Genomic DNA, 17,224 nt, shown 5'->3' with positions numbered 1-17,224 from the left:
CGATTTCGCTTAGGTTTAATTTTATTGCGACACAGGTCTGACCACATACTATAATTGTGATCTTGATCGCTCTCAAGCGAGGCGTTCTACACTGAATAAAGTGGTCGTTTTATTAAGGAGAACAAACAGTGACTACCCTACTATGGATCCTGGCATTGCTCTTGGTTTTAGGAGCAGCAGCGTACCTCAGAGTATCCCTGCTGACTGCAACCATAGCCGCCGCAGTGGTCATGGCAGCAGGCAGCCTGCTGGATGTAACTGGACTGATTAGCTGGATAATTTTCCTGGTTATTGCCCTGCCGCTGAACCTGAGTGCCTTCAGGCAGAGTGTGATAACCCGGCCATTACTTAAACTCTATCGCGGCATCATGCCGGAGATGTCTTCCACCGAAAAAGAGGCGATTGAAGCCGGTACTACCTGGTGGGAAGCCGATCTCTTCGCCGGTAATCCCAACTGGAAGAAGCTGCACAACTATCCGGTTGCCCGTCTGAGCGCCGAAGAGCATGCCTTCCTGGAAGGACCTGTGGAGGAGGTCTGCCGCATGGTTAACCAGCATATGGTTTCCCATCAATTGGCGGACTTGCCTGCCGAAGTATGGCAGTTCCTCAAAGACAAAGGCTTCTTTGCGATGATCATCAAGAAGAAGTACGGTGGTCTGGAGTTCTCTGCCTACGCCCAATCCCGGGTACTGCAAAAGCTGGCCGGTGTCAGCAGTGAACTGGCCTCGACCGTAGGTGTGCCCAACTCACTGGGCCCGGGCGAGCTGCTGCAGCACTATGGTACCCCGGAGCAGCAGGATCACTACCTGCCCCGCCTGGCCAAAGGTTTGGAAGTTCCCTGCTTTGCCCTGACCAGTCCTGAGGCCGGTTCAGATGCCGGCGCCATTCCGGATTTCGGTGTAGTCTGCAAAGGCCAATGGCAAGGTGAAGAAGTGCTGGGGATGAAACTGACCTGGAACAAGCGCTATATCACCCTGGCACCTGTTGCCACAGTTTTGGGGTTGGCATTCAAGCTTAAAGATCCCGAGCATCTGCTTGGCGATAAGGAAGAGCTGGGCATTACCTGCGCCCTGATCCCAACCGATGTTGAAGGTGTGGAAACCGGCCGTCGTCACTTCCCGCTCAACTGTATGTTCCAAAATGGTCCAACCCGAGGCAATGAGGTGTTTGTTCCTCTGAGCTTTATCATAGGTGGCCCGAAAATGGCGGGACAAGGCTGGCGCATGCTGGTGGAATGCCTGTCGGTTGGCCGCGGCATCACCCTGCCCTCCAACTCAGCCGGTGGCGTTAAAACCGCGGCTTTGGCAACCGGTGCCTATGCACGCATTCGTCGTCAGTTCAAGCTGCCAATAGGTAAGCTGGAAGGCATTGAAGAGCCTATGGCGCGTATCGGCGGTAACGCCTATCTGATGGACGCTGTAACCTCCTTGACCACCACAGGTATTGATCTGGGTGAAAAGCCTTCCGTCATCTCGGCGATAGTCAAATATCACCTGACCGACAGAATGCAGAAATGCGTTATCGACGCCATGGATATTCACGGTGGTAAAGGCGTATGTCTTGGCCCCAACAACTATCTGGGACGCGGATATCAAGCGGCACCTATCGCCATTACGGTTGAAGGGGCCAACATTCTGACCCGCTCCATGATCATCTATGGTCAAGGTGCCATTCGCTGCCATCCATATGTGCTGGCAGAGATGGAGTCGGCCTTTGATACCGACGTAAACCGCGGCCTGAATAACTTTGATGCGGCGCTGTTTGGCCATATCGGCTTTACCACAAGTAACTTTATCCGCAGCCTGTGGATGGGGCTCACCGGCAGTCGCTTCTCCAATGCGCCTTTTGCCGACAAGACCAAGCGTTACTATCAGCATATGAACCGCTTCAGTGCCAACCTGGCCTTGCTGTCGGATCTGGCGATGGCGACCTTAGGGGGTAACCTCAAACGTAAAGAGCGGATCTCTGCCCGCCTGGGTGACTTGCTCAGCCAGTTGTATCTGGCATCAGCAACCCTCAAGCGTTATCAGGATGAAGGCCGTCAGAGTGAAGATCTGCCACTGGTACAATGGGCGGTTGAAGACGCGCTCTACAAGCTGCAGTCTTCTCTCGATGAGCTGCTGGATAACTTCCCTGCTGGCCTCGGCGGCGTGCTGCGCCTGGTGTTGTTCCCCTTCGGTCGACCACTGAAGCGCCCAAGTGATGTGTTGGACCACAAGGTAGCCAAGATAATGCAGACCCCTTGTGCCAGCCGTGACCGTCTGGGTAAGGGACAATTCTGGGAAGCCTGCGACAATAATGCCGTAGGTATTCAGGAACAGACCTTCAAAGACATACTGGCGGCAGAGCCCTTGTATGACAAAGTCTGTAAGGCTACCGGCAAACGTCTGCCCTTCATGTGGCTGGATAAAGTGGCCGCAGAAGGCAAGGCGCTGGGTGTTCTGAGCGATGATGAAGTGGCCCTGTTGGAGCGCGCTGAAATCGGCCGAATGAAATCCATCAACGTGGATGACTTTGACCCCGCCGAACTCAAGGCCCAGAGCCTGGAGCCGGAAAATCGCGAAGAGCAAGCCGCTTAATAGCGCGTGATTCGTAATGGAGTAGCCCCAATGAGGCCCAACTTATCGTTGGGCCTTTTTTTGATCCGGTCATTGTGAATTTAAACCAGAAACAGTGCATCGTCTTAAGACACGGCTAACCCATTCCCAATACCGCAAACCTTTCTGACCAATAACCATTGAACTATAGAGAAGCTGAGTTCAAACCATCAAGACCAAAAGTGACCTTAACAAAAAGCCCCGCTTTCAAGGCAGGGCTTACTTTCAAGTCTGGATGAAGTTCAAGAGCCTATTCGATTAAGCTCGGAAATAAACCTTTAAAACCATCGGCAATCACTTCAATACCAATAGAGAGCATTAATAGCCCCATCAAACGAGTGATCACGTTGATCCCTGTCTTACCCAGGAGCTTATTGATCACCGATGCCATTCTGAACAAGGCGAAACTCACAAGCCCAAAAATGACAACGGTTATCGACATTCCTAGTAAATTGGCCAAGCCTTTATGCTCGGCAGCAAACACAATAACTGAACTGATGGCACCTGGACCAGCCATCAAAGGCAAGGCCAAAGGAACAACGGCAACAGATTCCATCGCCGAGGCTTCCCTGTCTTCCTCTTGGTTTCGCTTTACCTCACCCAACTTACCTTGCAACATGGACATGGCAATAATCGCAATTAGCGTACCACCGGCAATTCTGAACGCCGACAGCGAAATACTGAACATATTCAATATGTACTGTCCCGCCACTGTGGTGACTAACAGAATAATCACTACAGCAAAGTTGGACACCTTGGCAGTATGATTGCGTTCAACCTCAGTCTGGTGACTGGTTAGGCTGACAAATACCGGTAACAGGCCCACCGGGTTGATGATAGCCACCAATCCGAGGAAAAATTTAACGTATAGGGTCAAATCCAATTTAGTATCCTTCCAGTGTTGGGAATTCACTGGGAAACAGTAGCTTGAGACGGTGCATACTCTACTCTAAGTTAACAAACCCCAGAAATGAGATTTTCTATTACTGGTCACATCTTCGAATAAATTTTCGTAATACCAATAAAGCCAATTCGCCGCCATAATTCACTCTAGCCGCGCCCCAAAACGCCATATCATGCAGTTCAAGCGTACTTTGATTACAGAAAATCCCGCTGTTCGTGGCCAAGATCACAGTTGACGGCCCTATTTGGTTGTAATTTTATTTCATGTAAGAGAATTTAACCAAGATGAGCCTTTGTTAAATTTTTTTACGGGAAACTGATTATGAAAGTCACCAATACTCAGGAACTGGATCTGCTACTGGAAAGAGTCAGCCAGGCTCAGGCGAAATTCGCAGGTTTCAGTCAGCAGCAAGTCGATAAGATATTTCGCGCCGCCGCGCTGGCAGCCGCCGATGCCAGAATAGTGCTGGCGAAACAGGCCGCCGCCGAAACCTCCATGGGAGTGCTGGAGGACAAAGTGATTAAAAACCACTTTGCTTCTGAGTATATCTACAACAAATACAAGGATGAAAAGACCTGCGGCATTCTGGAAGAAGACGACACCTTCGGCACCATCACCATTGCCGAACCCGTGGGGATTATCTGCGGCATAGTACCGACAACCAACCCAACCTCCACCGCTATCTTCAAGGCGCTTATCAGCCTGAAAACCCGTAATGCCATCGTCTTCTCCCCGCATCCCAGAGCCAAGGCATCCACAGTCGCGGCCGCCCGAATAGTACTGGATGCCGCCATCAAGGCTGGGGCCCCCGAGGACATCATAGGCTGGATAGATGAACCCAGCGTCGCACTCTCCAATCATCTGATGACCCACGAAAAGATAAATCTCATACTGGCCACCGGCGGCCCGGGTATGGTGAAAGCCGCCTACTCTTCCGGGAAACCGGCTATCGGTGTCGGCGCAGGTAACACTCCTGTGGTTATCGATGAAACCGCGGATATCAAACGGGCGGTGGCTTCCATATTGATGTCAAAAACCTTTGATAACGGTGTGGTATGCGCCTCTGAACAAGCTGTGGTGGTGCTCGACAGCGTCTATCAAGCCGTGCGGGAGCGTTTTGCTCATCATGGCGGTTACCTGCTCAATGACGAAGAATGCCTTGCGGTGAAACAGGTTATCCTCAAAGATGGCGCTCTCAATGCTGCCATTGTTGGCCAGAGTGCGGCGCGCATTGCCGAAATGGCTGGCTTCAGCGTGCCGAGCTGGACCAAGGTACTGATCGGTGAGGTGGATGAAATCACCGAAGCCGAAGCCTTTGCCCATGAAAAGCTTTCGCCGCTGCTTGGTATGTACCGCGCCAAAGACTTTGACGAGGCGCTGGATAAGGCCGATGCCTTGGTGAAACTCGGTGGTATCGGTCATACCTCTGGACTCTATACCGATCAAGATACCCAGGAGCAAAGGGTCAAGCGTTTCGGTGAGCGGATGAAAACCGCTCGAATTCTGATCAATACCCCGGCATCTCAAGGCGGGATTGGCGATCTCTATAACTTCAAGCTGGCGCCCTCCCTCACCCTGGGCTGTGGCTCCTGGGGCGGCAACTCCATTTCGGAGAATGTGGGTCCGAGTCACCTTATCAACAAGAAAACCGTCGCCAAGAGGGCCGAGAATATGTTGTGGCACAAGCTTCCATCTTCCATCTATTTCCGCCGCGGCAGCCTACCCATAGCACTGGAAGAGTTGGCCGACAAACGCCGCGCCTTGATAGTGACAGACAAGTTTCTGTTCAATAACGGCTACTGCGATGAAACCGTCAAGATCCTCAAAGGCTTGGGGCTGGATACCGAAGTGTTTTATGAAGTGGAGGCCGATCCTACCCTGGCTGTGGTTCGCGCCGGCACCAAGGTGGCCGAGAGTTTCCAACCGGATGTGATCATCGCCCTTGGCGGCGGCTCCCCTATGGACGCTGCCAAGATCATCTGGGTAATGTATGAACATCCTCAGGTGGACTTTGCCGATCTGGCGCTGCGTTTCATGGATATTCGTAAACGTATTTACAAGTTTCCCAAACTTGGGCGCAAGGCCAAGATGGTCGCTATCCCCACCACGTCGGGCACAGGCTCTGAAGTCACACCATTTGCCGTGGTGACTGATGAGAAGACAGGTGCCAAATATCCCATCGCCGATTATGAGCTGACCCCCAATATGGCGATTGTGGATCCCAACCTGGTGATGAACATGCCCAAGTCCTTAACCGCCTTTGGCGGGATAGATGCCATTACCCATGCCTTGGAAGCCTATGTCAGCGTGATGGCCAACGAGTACAGTGACGGCCAGGCATTGCAAGCCTTGAGTCTTCTGGTTGAGCACCTGCCCAAAGCCTATGAAGAGGGCGCCGCGGCGCCGATTGCCCGGGAAAAAGTGCACAACGGCGCCACTATTGCCGGTATCGCCTTTGCTAACGCTTTCCTGGGCATATGTCACTCTATGGCCCACAAACTGGGCGCCGAATTCCATCTGCCCCACGGTTTGGCCAATGCACTACTCATAAGCAATGTCATCCGTTTCAACGCCACCGACCTGCCGACCAAGCAAGCCGCCTTCAGTCAGTATGACAGGCCCAAGGCGCTCTGCCGTTATGCCGCCATTGCCGATCACCTCAAACTGACAGACGCTTCGCTGAGTGACGCTGAAAAAGTCGAGCGTTTGATAGCCAAAATCGAACAGCTGAAGCTGGCTTTGGGGATCCCGGCCTCGATTCAGGAAGCCGGTGTCAAAGAAGCCGACTTCTTGGATAAGCTCGATGAACTGGCTGAAGATGCTTTTGATGATCAATGTACAGGCGCCAACCCCAGGTATCCCCTGATCAGTGAACTGAAAGCTTTATTGCTGGCAAGCTTCTACGGCGATGCCTATCGCGATTAAGCATCAGCTCAGTTAGTGTCAGTCCAAATCAAGGCCTCCTTCGGAGGCCTTTTCCTTAAGAGCGAGTATCCAACACGCTAACGGATCTCTTGGGGCTAAGCACTTACGGCATTTTACTTGTCGGTCTGTTGCATCCTTTGATGAATAAACTCCGCCAGCATTTCATCGGTTTGTTGCTGCTGCACCGCTTGCCAGCCATCTTCATGGACCGCTAACGCAAGTGGTCGCCTCGGCAACCAGCCTTTGCGCTCAAGCTCAGGGGTATCGTTGAAAGCACTCACCCGCCCCAGACACAAATAAGCGATAATTCTTATCTCCTCTGGGATCCCCAGAGTCTCTCGCAACACCTTATCATCGAGAATACTGACCCAGCCAACGCCCAAACCTTCGGCCCTGGCGGCAAGCCACAGATTTTGCACCGCACAAACCGCGCTATAGTTGTCCATTTCCGGCTTGATGGTGCGGCCAAGTACCACAGGCCCGCTGCGGCGGGGATCGCAGGTCACACAGATCCCCAAAGGCGCCTCCAGGATACCTTCGAGTTTCAACCTTTGATATTGACGACGGCGCTCACCGCTGAACTGTTCGGCCGAGCGGGCATTGGCGGCATCAAATCCTTGTTTAATGGCACGGCGTTTGGCTTCGCTACGCACCACAATAAAGTCCCAAGGCTGCATAAAGCCGACGCTGGGCGCATGGTGCGCCGCATTGAGGATCCTTTGCAGGCTCTCTTCTGGCACCGGCTTTGACAAAAATTGACTGCGTACATCGCGGCGGGCAAATATCGCCTTATACAGGGCTTCTCTCTCCTGTAAAGAAAACGCTTCGGCTTCGGAGGAAACAGCGAATTCGGACATGGTTCACCTCTTTTGATGACTAATCTTTTATGACGATTCTTTGATGGCTGATCGTTAATGCCTGCTGTACCCGGACTATAGCAGGCATGTCAGTGACAGTGCCAATCCCCGCTGTAGCGGGCCATCTCGAAAACCACACCTTGAGAAATAAAAATACCGGGCCGTTTGATTGACCCGGTATTTTCTGCCGCGAATTTCAGCCTGAAAGCACACCATTTACTCAGGCAGTAGCTTTTCCGCCGTCTTTCTCTACGTCTTTACCATCGCTTTGTCCGCCGCGGGCCTCAGCCTTTTCATCAGCGTTCAATCTGTCTTGCGCTTCGGACTCAGCTTGCTGATCCATTGTTTCTTGAGCCACTGCTTCTTGAGCCATTGCCTCTTGCTCCTTGGCCTTTTGCTCGGCTTCAGCCCTCATCTGCCTAAGAGTTTCCTCCGCTTCCTTGAGCGCCGATGCCTCCGCCAGTGCCTCTTTGGGGATCAGGCTGATAAGCTCAATCCCGCTTGGCAAATCGGTTGTGTTGCCGGTCAACATAGTAACTTTACCGCTTTTCAAGTACATCAAGGGCACCACAGTTTCACCATAGCGGCGGCAAAAGTCTTTGTAGCCAAAGCTCTCCGTCAGGTTAGTGCTCTTCAGTACTCCGCCCTTGGAGATCAAGCTGGCCAGTTTGGCGTAGGAGACCGTCTCTCCAAACAGGCACATACGCTTCAAGTAAGATTCAGACAACTGATGACGGGCACTGGCACTGCTGCTTTCCGTACTACTGAGGCCATAGACCTTATTCTGACCGAGAATATCCTGGAAATGGAAGTAGACCACGGGATTAAGCTGGCGATAGGGAGAGAGGATCAGCACCTTGCCGATACCGGTCAAGTCCAGATAGGTGTCGGCATGCTCGGAGGCCGGGTTACCAAAGTAAACCGGAATATTATCCATCCGCGCCAAACGAATGTTATCCCAGTTACTGTCGGCGAGGATCACCTTGATATCCTTGCTCTTGAGCACCTTGGCCAGCTCTCGGGAGAACTTGGAAGCGCCAAAGATCAGCAGGCCGCGAGCAGAGCCTGCCTGCACCCCAAGAATATTGGCCCAGCGTCTGGCGGTAAGCGACTGGATTACGACTGTACCTATGATGATCAAAAACACCAGCGGCACTATGGTCTCGGCGCCGGGCACTTCCATCTTTTCCAGCTTGATGGCAAACAGTGATGACACGGCCGCCGCCACTATCCCCCGCGGCGCCACCCAGCTCAAAAACCACTTTTCAGCGCTGCTAAGCGAAGTGCCTATACCCGAGAGCCAAATGCTCAGCGGCCTGGCCACCAAAAGCACCACCGCCAGCACCCCAAGGCCGCCCAGACCAAGATCCAGCATGGCCGACGAATCCAGCCTGGCCGCCAACAAAATAAACAGCGCCGAGATAAGCAGTACCGTCAGCGTCTCTTTAAACTCGAGAATATCGGCAATATCCACGCCGCGCATATTGGCGAGCCAAATCCCCATTACGGTCACAGTCAACAGGCCGGACTCTTCCTGCAACAGGTTTGAGCCGACAAAGACCCCAAGCATTATGGTCAGTACCGCCGTGTTGGTCAGATAGTGTGGTAAGAGATTACTTCTCAGCACTCGCCCGACAAGGTAACCGGCCAGCGCGCCAAGCCCCAAGCCAATACCCAGCATAGAGCCGAGTGCCAGCAGTACATGCGCCGTCTGCCCGGCGCTAACAGTGATGTACTCAAACACCAACACCGCCAGCATGGCGCCTATGGGATCTATCACTATCCCCTCCCAGCGCAGAATGCTCGCCAGTTGAGACTTGGGCTTAACGGTTCTGAGCATGGGCACTATCACTGTCGGCCCGGTAACCACTACCAAGGCACCAAACAACAGCGCCAGCGGCCAATCAAAACTCAACAGGAAATGCGCCGCCGAGGCGATGCAGCCCCAGGTGATCAGCGCGCCAACAGACACCAAATGCGTTACCATCCGGCCATGGTCCTTGATCTCCTTGAAGTTGAGCGTCAACGCCCCTTCAAACAGAATGACAGCAACCCCTAAGGAGATGATGGGAAACAGCAAGTCGCCGAAAATCGCGTCGGGATCCAGTAAACCCAGCCCGGGACCCAACAACAAACCACACAGCAACAGCGGCAATATCGCCGGTAGACGCATCCGCCAGCCAATCCACTGACACGCCAGAGACAAGACGCCTATCAACGCCAGCATGGCGGTGATTTTTTCAACCATAAGTAGAATCCTTTTATCGCGTTCCTGCGCCCGAAAACAGCATTAAAACATGACTCGTGCCGGCGTCAATGCTTGTGTCTGTTTGAGATAGGAATGAAACCATCTAAAAATATCCGGGCTTCTCCAAAGAGATGTTAGCCGTTCAAACAGCAAATGGCTCATCAATTTCACTTCTATGCCTCCGAAATCAAGCTACCTAGTTTCAATACCGCGCAATACGCGCCGATGGTCTTATGCCAGCACGCCAGAGAGTAACAAGATATAGGTCGCCACTGCTTCTTAATAAGCTTTTTCCAGCGCCCTCAATATCCGTGTTTCACAAAATTAACCGCTTCCCCATCAGTTCTTATCCCAAAACTCGACCTATTTTTTAGGTAGACTAACAGCGCTCAACCCTCGAAAAGATAGCCCTTTTAATCAGTTTTGCCTTTGTTATACTCGCTGACAATCACGAACTATAAGCAATACAGAGAAACGGACTCGTCATGACAGATAGACTCTATGGGATTAAAAACTGCGACACGGTAAAAAAAGCACGAAAATGGTTGGAGGCCAAGGGCCTGCAAGTGACATTTGTGGATTTTCGTGAGCAGGAACTTTCACAAGACACACTCAAGGCCTGGGTCGAGCGCATCGGCTGGGAGGCGGTGCTGAACAAACGCTCCACCAGTTTCCGTGCGCTGGATGACGCCGATAAGCAGGATATTGATAGTGCCAAGGCGATATCCCTGATGCTGGCCAATCCAACCCTGATCAAACGCCCTGTATTGACCCGGGGCCAAGATGTGATGACCGGTTTTAAAGAAGCCGACTACCAAGCGTGGTTCGGACTATGAGTCAGCAAGTGCTTGAACTGGCCAAGGAGTTAATCTCCAGGGCATCTGTTACCCCTCTGGATGAAGGCTGTCAGGCATTGATGGCCGAGCGACTCGCCAAGCTGGGTTTTGCCAACGAGTCCATGGTATTTGAAGATACCACCAATCTCTGGTCTCGCCGTGGTACTGAAGGACCGGTATTTTGTTTTGCCGGCCATACAGATGTGGTACCGCCGGGGGACTTGGCCAATTGGCATACTCCGCCCTTCGAGCCAGTGGTTATCGATGACTATCTTCACGGCCGCGGCGCCGCAGATATGAAAGGCTCGCTGGCGGCCATGGTGGTGGCCACCGAGCGTTTTGTGACCGCTCATCCGCACCATCAAGGCTCTATCGCTTTTCTGATCACCAGCGATGAAGAAGGCCCCTTTATCAATGGCACCACCCGGGTGATAGACACCCTGGAAGCGCGCAATGAAAAGATCACCTGGGCCTTGGTCGGTGAGCCATCCAGTACCCTCAAACTGGGCGACGTGGTCAAAAATGGCCGCCGCGGCAGCCTCACCGGCAATCTCGTCGTTAAGGGTATTCAAGGACATGTGGCCTACCCTCACCTGGCGGATAACCCAGTGCACAAGGCTGCGCCGGCGTTGGCCGAACTTGCCGCCATGCAGTGGGACAAAGGCAATGCGTTTTTCCCGCCGACCAGTTTTCAGATAGCCAATATCAACGGCGGCACAGGGGCGTCCAACGTGATCCCGGGTGAGCTCAAGGTAATGTTCAACTTCCGTTACTCCACCGAAGTCACCGCCGAAGAGCTGATTACGCGGGTCGAGAATATCCTCGATGCCCATGGACTGAATTATGAGCTTGGTTGGATCTTTAATGGCCTGCCATTTTTGACCGGCGATGGCCCACTGCTTGAAGCGACCCGCCAAGCGATTAAAGAAGTAACAGGCTCAGAGACCGACCCGCAAACCTCGGGTGGCACTTCAGATGGGCGCTTTATTGCCCCTACAGGTGCTCAGGTAATAGAGCTGGGCCCGGTGAATGCCACCATTCACAAGGTTAATGAGTGCGTGAAAGTCGCAGATCTCGAGCTGTTGGCCCAGTGTTATCAGCGTATCCTGGAAAAACTGTTGTTGGAGTAAGTGATGGCAAGGGGCGATTTTCTCTATGGCCTGGAGACTGAAGCAGCGCCGGGAAGGACACTGGTTAGTCTAAGCGGCAGTGAAAGCGGGTCAGGCGCTGAAGTTTGGCTGGAAGCCGAGACGGCGGCGGCCTTTCTTGAGATGCAGGCCGCCGCCAAGCAAGATGGCATCGCCCTGGCCATCTGCTCCGGTTATCGCAGCTTTGAGCGTCAACTCACGATTTGGAATGCCAAAGCCTCAGGGAAGCGCCCTCTACTGGATAAAGACTCACTCCCTGTGGGTGACATCGGCGCGCTCAGTGATGATGAGTTAGTGGCGCTTATTTTGCTTTGGTCGGCACTGCCTGGCGCCTCTCGCCACCACTGGGGGACGGACGTGGATCTCTTCGACAGCGCCCAAATCAGCAAGCATGAACTCAAGTTGGTTAACGCCGAGTATCAACCCCAGGGCCCTTGTCATAAGTTAAACCTGTGGCTGAACGAGCGCGCCCTGGATTTTGGCTTCTACCGCCCTTTTCAAGCTGGCCTCAGTGGCGTCAGCCCGGAGCGCTGGCACTTGAGTTTCCTGCCAAAGGCCAAAGGGTTTCTCGAGCAGTTTGATAGCGAGCGTCTGCGGCAAATACTCGACCACAGTGATATAACACTCAAGCAAAGTTTGCTTAGGCGTTTACCGGACCTGGTCGAGACTTATGTCAGGCGCATTGCCCCCTATCCGGTTGGATTCAAATAAGTACCTTTGAAGTACGTTTGAAAAAGCAAGTTTAAATAAACATCATGCGATTTCGCGCTCAGATCCTAAGTCGGCAAACTTGAGGTATCCTGTGTCCCAAACAATAAATCCGGGATACCTTTCAACAATGACTGACTTCAATCAATATCGACAGCAAATCGAACTCAGAGGCGAACCCCTCAGCTATCTGGATATGGGCCAGGGCCCTGTGCTGCTGCTCGGCCACAGCTACCTTTGGGACGCCACCATGTGGCAACAGCAACTGCCTGTACTGGCGAAATACTACCGCTGCATAGTGCCGGATCTCTGGGGCCATGGGCAGTCAGGCGCGATTCCCGCGCATACCGAGAGCCTGGCGGATATCGCCGCCGATATGTTGACCTTGATGGATAAACTCAGTATCGATGAATTCACTGTTATCGGCTTGTCGGTCGGTGCCATGTGGGGGGCCGAGCTGGTTCTGAAGGCGCCTTCTAGAGTCAAGGCGTTGGTGATGATGGGCAGCTTCCTCGGCTTTGAACCCGAAGTTACCCGCAACAAATATATGGCCATGTTGGATGGCATCAGCCAATTGGGGCAAATTCCTGCGCCCATGGCCGAGCAGATAGCGCCGATGTTTTTTGCCGTGACCACAGCAAGTTTACGGCCGCAACTGCTGAGTGATTTCGCCAGCGCCCTGCAAAGTATTTCACCAGAGCGGATCCCTGATACCGTCGCCATGGGCAAACTGATTTTTAATCGCCGCGACGCCATGGAAGATGCCGATAACTTGACTCTGCCCTGTTTAATCATGTCAGGTGTAGAAGATACGGCACGCACTGTGCTGGAATCCTTTTTGATGGTCGATGCCATAGATGGCGCCGAGATGGTGCAGATACCGGCGGCCGGCCATATTTCTGTGTTGGAACAGGGCGATTTTATCAACCAAGCCCTGCTGACTTTTCTTGAAAAACATCACTAAAATCCGGCCGCGATGGATAGACCAGCGCGGCTTTATTTTCTGATACACTGCCGAAAATAAATCGGACCACTGTGTTCCCATAAGCTATTTTGTGAGCCTGAATGAAAATACTGAAACCGCTTTTTGAAAACAACCGCCGCTGGGCAGCCAGAATAAGCACTGAAAACCCAGAGTTTTTTGAGCAGTTGGCCAAACAGCAAAACCCCGAATATCTCTGGATAGGTTGTTCCGACAGCCGGGTTCCCTCCAACCAGATCATAGATCTGATGCCAGGAGAAGTATTTGTACATCGCAATATCGCCAACATGGTGATCCACACAGATCTCAACTGTTTGTCAGTCTTGCAATACGCGGTCGATGTCCTCAAGGTGAAACACATCATGGTAGTGGGCCATTACGGCTGCGGCGGCGTCAAGGCCGCCATGGGTACCGACAGACTCGGGCTTATCGACAACTGGCTGGGGCATCTCAGGGATATCTACCGCCTGCACCACCAAGAACTGGAAGCCCTCGATGAAAAACAACGGTTTGATCGCCTTTGTGAGCTCAATGTAATTGAACAGGTCGCCAATGTCACCAGCAGCAACATAGTCCAGGAAGCCTGGGCCAAGGGGCAAAACCTGTCGATACACGGCTGGATCTACGGAATCGACAATGGGCTTTTGACCGATCTTGATGTCACAGTGGATGGCGGCCATCAAAGGATGGAGTGATCCAAGCGGATAAGGGGCGCAGCTGCGCCCCTTGCTTTATCGATGAAATTTTACCCAGTTGGATTTTTTCCGAAAGAAAGCATCGCAGTATGTTGGCCACCCCGTTATAATTCTGCAGTTAACACGGGTGCTCAGTCATCCGGTCACCCGGCGCACTTCGCGTAACAGCCTTATGGCATAAGGCCTTTTCTGGCGTGACCCTCCCAGAGCACAATACTATCTAAGGAGACACCTTCCATGCCCGGTTTTGAATTGTTTGGTCCTGAAGAAAAACAGGAAGTAGCAGACGTCATGGAGAACGGATTCACCTTCCGTTACAACTTTGATGCCATGCGTAATGATCGCTGGAAAACCCGCGATATGGAGCAGCTCTTATGTGACAAGATGAATGTCAAGCATGCTCACCTGCTCTCCAGCGGCACTGCCGCCCTGCAAACCGCACTGGCCGCCGCCGGTATCGGTGCCGGGGATGAAGTGATTGTTCCTCCTTTCACCTTTGTCGCTTCTGTTGAGGCAGTATTCATGGCCGGTGCCATTCCGGTATTTGCCGAAATCGATGAGACGCTGTGCCTGTCCCCAGAAGGAATTGAGGCCGCCATTACCCCACGTACCAAAGCGGTAAACCTGGTACACATGTGCGGTTCCATGGCCAAGATGGATGAAATCAAAGCCATCTGTGAAAAACACAATCTGGTACTGCTGGAAGATGCCTGTCAGGCTATTGGCGGCAGCTACAAAGGTCAGGTACTGGGTACCATAGGCGATGTAGGTTGTTTCTCTTTCGACTCGGTTAAAACCATCACTTGTGGTGAAGGTGGCGCTGTAATCACCAATAATGAAACCATCTACAACCACGCCCACATGTTCTCTGACCACGGCCATGATCATATAGGTAATGACCGCGGCGCCGAGTCTCACCCTATCATGGGTCTCAACTTCCGTATCAGCGAAATGAACGCCGCCCTGGGTCTGGCTCAGCTGCGCAAACTGGACACCATAGTGGAGATCCAGCGTCGCAACAAGAAGCTTATCAAAGACGCCATGGCGGATATTGAAGAAGTTACTTTCCGCGAAATTCCCGATCCTGAAGGCGACAGCGCCGGTTTCCTCAGCTTTATGCTGCCAACCGAGCAACGTACTCAGGAAGTCAGCAAGGCGCTGACCGCCAACGGTGTCGATGGTTGCTTCTACTGGTATGTCAACAACTGGCACTACCTGAAGAACTGGCATCACATTCAGCAGCTCAAGAGCCCTGCTGCCCTGCCGATCACATTAATCGAAGATCGCCCGGACTATACTGCGGTTTCTGTGCCCAAATCTGACGCTATCATGAGCCGGACCATTTCCATGCTGATCAAGCTGTCCTGGACTGAAGAACAGATTGCCGAGCGCATTGCCAACATCAAGAAAGCATTTGCCCAATAACCTAAAGGGAGCTGGTTGCTATGAGTTTCAAGAATTTTAAAGTCGTCCCCAAAATGATCTTTGGTCGCGGTTCTTTCGTCCAACTGGACGAAGTACTGGCCGCCGAGCGCAAAGAAGCCAACGACTTCGTGGTTTTCGTCGTGGATGACGTTCACAAGGGTAAGCCACTTGAAGGCCGTCTGCCGTTGAAAGAACAAGATCTGGTGCTATGGGTCAATGTCGATGAAGAGCCAACCACAGAGCAGGTTGACAGCCTTACCGAGCAGGTTCAGGCATTCAACAGTAAGCTGCCTGTGAGCGTAGTCGGTCTCGGTGGCGGCGCCACCATGGATCTGGCCAAGGCCGTTTCTCTGATGCTGACCAACCCAGGCGGTTCTGCCAAGTATCAGGGCTGGGATCTGATCCAGAATCCTGCCATTCACCATATCGGTATCCCTACCATTTCCGGTACAGGTGCCGAAGCGTCACGCACTGCGGTGCTGTGTGGCCCTGAGCGTAAACTGGGTCTGAACTCTGACTATACAGTATTCGATCAGATCATCATGGACTCCGAGCTGATTGCCGGCGTACCTACAGATCAGTGGTTCTACACAGGTATGGACTGCTATATCCACTGTGTTGAGTCTCTGCAAGGTACCTTCCTGAATGAGTTCTCCCGAGCCTATGCCGAGAAATCTTTGGATATGTGCCGTGAAGTCTTCCTGGGCGATCACCCAGAGAAAGACGACAAGCTGATGATGGCCTCCTTCATGGGCGGTATGAGCATCGCCTATAGCCAGGTAGGTGCCTGTCACGCGGTTTCTTACGGTCTGTCTTATATCCTGGGTTATCACCACGGTATTGGTAACTGTATCGCCTTCGACGTGTTGGAAGAGTACTACCCTGAAGGGGTTGAAGAGTTCCGTGCCATGATGAAGAAACACAACATCCAGTTGCCGAAGAACATCTGTAAAGACTTGCCGGACGAAACCATTGCCGCCATGGTTAAAGTCACCAAGAGCATGGGACCTCTGTGGGCCAACGTCTATGGTGACTGCTGGCAGGAAAAAGTCACCGATGAAATGCTGACCAAGCTGTTCCGCCGTATCTAAGCCGGCACAGGACTGCTATGATTAGGGCTCTTTATGAGCCCTTTCTTCTTGAATACTAGGAAAATTGAATGAAAGTCACCCTGTTGATCCCTGCACGCTATGGTTCCAGCCGTTTTCCCGGCAAACCTCTGGCACCGATTAACGGTAAACCCATGATCCAGCACGTTTATGAGCGCGCCGGACTGGCCAAGGGGTTAGATAACATCTATGTGGCAACCGATGATGTTCGCATCAAGGATGCCGTAGAAGCCTTTGGCGGCAATGTTGTGATGACCGGTGCCGAAGCGGCCTCCGGCACTGACAGGATTAACGATGCCATCACCCAATTGGGATTGGCGGATGACGATCTGGTGATCAATCTGCAAGGGGATCAACCCCTGATCGATCCCATCTCCTTAGAGCAGATCATTAGTCTGTTCCAGCGTCATCCCGGTGAGTTTGAAATGGCCACTCTCGGCTACCAAATCACCGAAGAGGAAGAGCTGGACGATCCCAAGCATGTGAAGATGGTGTTTGACAACGACTTCTACGCCCTCTACTTCTCTCGCGCCCGGATCCCATTCGGCCGTGATGTCAACGACTACCCTGTCTATAAACATTTAGGAGTTTATGCTTACACCCGCCGTTTCGTCGAGACCTTTGCCAAGCTGCCTTTGGGCAGACTGGAAGATCTGGAAAAACTAGAGCAACTGCGGGCCCTGGAATATGGTCACAAGATCAAGGTCGCCATCAGCGCATTTGACTCGCCAGAGGTAGATACACCTGAAGATATCCGCCGCTGTGAACAGCGCTTAGCCGTAGACTGAAG

At 52.6% G+C, this 17,224-nt stretch carries 13 protein-coding genes; 10 read left to right on the top strand and 3 right to left on the bottom strand.

Going from position 1 to position 17,224, the window contains the following annotated elements:
- The first annotated feature begins 128 nt into the window (after positions 1–128).
- A complete protein-coding gene (gene fadE, locus K5621_RS09615; protein ID WP_221051038.1) occupies positions 129–2,579 on the top strand; it encodes an acyl-CoA dehydrogenase FadE in 2,451 nt (816 codons plus the stop codon).
- A gap of 268 nt (positions 2,580–2,847) precedes the next feature.
- Here the strand turns inward: fadE and K5621_RS09610 are convergent, their stop codons facing one another.
- Positions 2,848–3,480, bottom strand: coding sequence for a YchE family NAAT transporter (locus K5621_RS09610; RefSeq protein WP_221051037.1), 633 nt, complete (start codon positions 3,478–3,480; stop codon positions 2,848–2,850).
- Positions 3,481–3,822: 342 nt separating this feature from the next.
- Here K5621_RS09610 and adhE point away from each other — a divergent pair, with 342 nt between their 5' ends.
- Positions 3,823–6,426: a bifunctional acetaldehyde-CoA/alcohol dehydrogenase gene (gene adhE / locus K5621_RS09605; RefSeq protein ID WP_221051036.1), complete on the top strand. Its 2,604-nt coding sequence runs from the start codon at positions 3,823–3,825 to the stop codon at positions 6,424–6,426.
- 113 nt (positions 6,427–6,539) lie between these two features.
- Here the strand turns inward: adhE and bluB are convergent, their stop codons facing one another.
- Both bluB and K5621_RS09595 read right to left on the bottom strand, forming a co-directional pair.
- Positions 6,540–7,283 carry a 5,6-dimethylbenzimidazole synthase gene (bluB, locus tag K5621_RS09600; protein ID WP_100143577.1) on the bottom strand — a complete coding sequence of 248 codons (744 nt, stop codon included), beginning with the start codon at positions 7,281–7,283 and terminating at the stop codon, positions 6,540–6,542.
- A 220-nt stretch (positions 7,284–7,503) separates the two neighbouring features.
- Positions 7,504–9,531: a cation:proton antiporter domain-containing protein gene (locus tag K5621_RS09595; RefSeq protein WP_100143576.1), complete on the bottom strand. Its 2,028-nt coding sequence runs from the start codon at positions 9,529–9,531 to the stop codon at positions 7,504–7,506.
- 485 nt (positions 9,532–10,016) lie between these two features.
- On the opposite strand from K5621_RS09595, the gene K5621_RS09590 reads away from it, so the two are divergent.
- From K5621_RS09590 to kdsB, 8 genes are all read left to right on the top strand, one after another.
- A complete protein-coding gene (locus K5621_RS09590) occupies positions 10,017–10,367 on the top strand; it encodes an ArsC family reductase (protein ID WP_215774323.1) in 351 nt (116 codons plus the stop codon).
- Positions 10,364–11,497, top strand: a complete 1,134-nt coding sequence (gene dapE / locus K5621_RS09585; RefSeq protein WP_221051035.1) for a succinyl-diaminopimelate desuccinylase — start codon at positions 10,364–10,366, stop codon at positions 11,495–11,497. Before K5621_RS09590 ends, dapE begins: the two co-directional genes overlap by 4 nt.
- A gap of 3 nt (positions 11,498–11,500) precedes the next feature.
- Positions 11,501–12,226 (top strand): M15 family metallopeptidase, encoded by a 726-nt coding sequence (locus K5621_RS09580; RefSeq protein WP_221051034.1) that lies wholly within the window; start codon positions 11,501–11,503, stop codon positions 12,224–12,226.
- A gap of 127 nt (positions 12,227–12,353) precedes the next feature.
- On the top strand, positions 12,354–13,187 hold the full coding sequence (locus K5621_RS09575) for an alpha/beta fold hydrolase (protein WP_221051033.1): 834 nt from the start codon (positions 12,354–12,356) through the stop codon (positions 13,185–13,187).
- Between the two features lie 101 nt (positions 13,188–13,288).
- Positions 13,289–13,900 carry a carbonate dehydratase gene (gene can / locus K5621_RS09570; protein ID WP_221051032.1) on the top strand — a complete coding sequence of 204 codons (612 nt, stop codon included), beginning with the start codon at positions 13,289–13,291 and terminating at the stop codon, positions 13,898–13,900.
- Positions 13,901–14,137: 237 nt separating this feature from the next.
- A complete protein-coding gene (gene kdnA / locus K5621_RS09565; RefSeq protein WP_221051031.1) occupies positions 14,138–15,325 on the top strand; it encodes an 8-amino-3,8-dideoxy-alpha-D-manno-octulosonate transaminase KdnA in 1,188 nt (395 codons plus the stop codon).
- 20 nt (positions 15,326–15,345) lie between these two features.
- Positions 15,346–16,416: a 3-deoxy-alpha-D-manno-octulosonate 8-oxidase KdnB gene (gene kdnB, locus K5621_RS09560; protein WP_100143569.1), complete on the top strand. Its 1,071-nt coding sequence runs from the start codon at positions 15,346–15,348 to the stop codon at positions 16,414–16,416.
- A 68-nt stretch (positions 16,417–16,484) separates the two neighbouring features.
- On the top strand, positions 16,485–17,222 hold the full coding sequence (gene kdsB, locus K5621_RS09555) for an 8-amino-3,8-dideoxy-manno-octulosonate cytidylyltransferase KdsB (RefSeq protein ID WP_100143568.1): 738 nt from the start codon (positions 16,485–16,487) through the stop codon (positions 17,220–17,222).
- The last annotated feature ends 2 nt before the right edge of the window (positions 17,223–17,224 follow it).

The sequence above is a fragment of the Shewanella carassii genome, assembly GCF_019670705.1.
Classification (GTDB): Bacteria; Pseudomonadota; Gammaproteobacteria; order Enterobacterales; family Shewanellaceae; genus Shewanella; species Shewanella carassii.
Note: the sequence above shows the minus strand (reverse complement) of the source record. Positions and strands in the feature narration are given on the sequence as shown.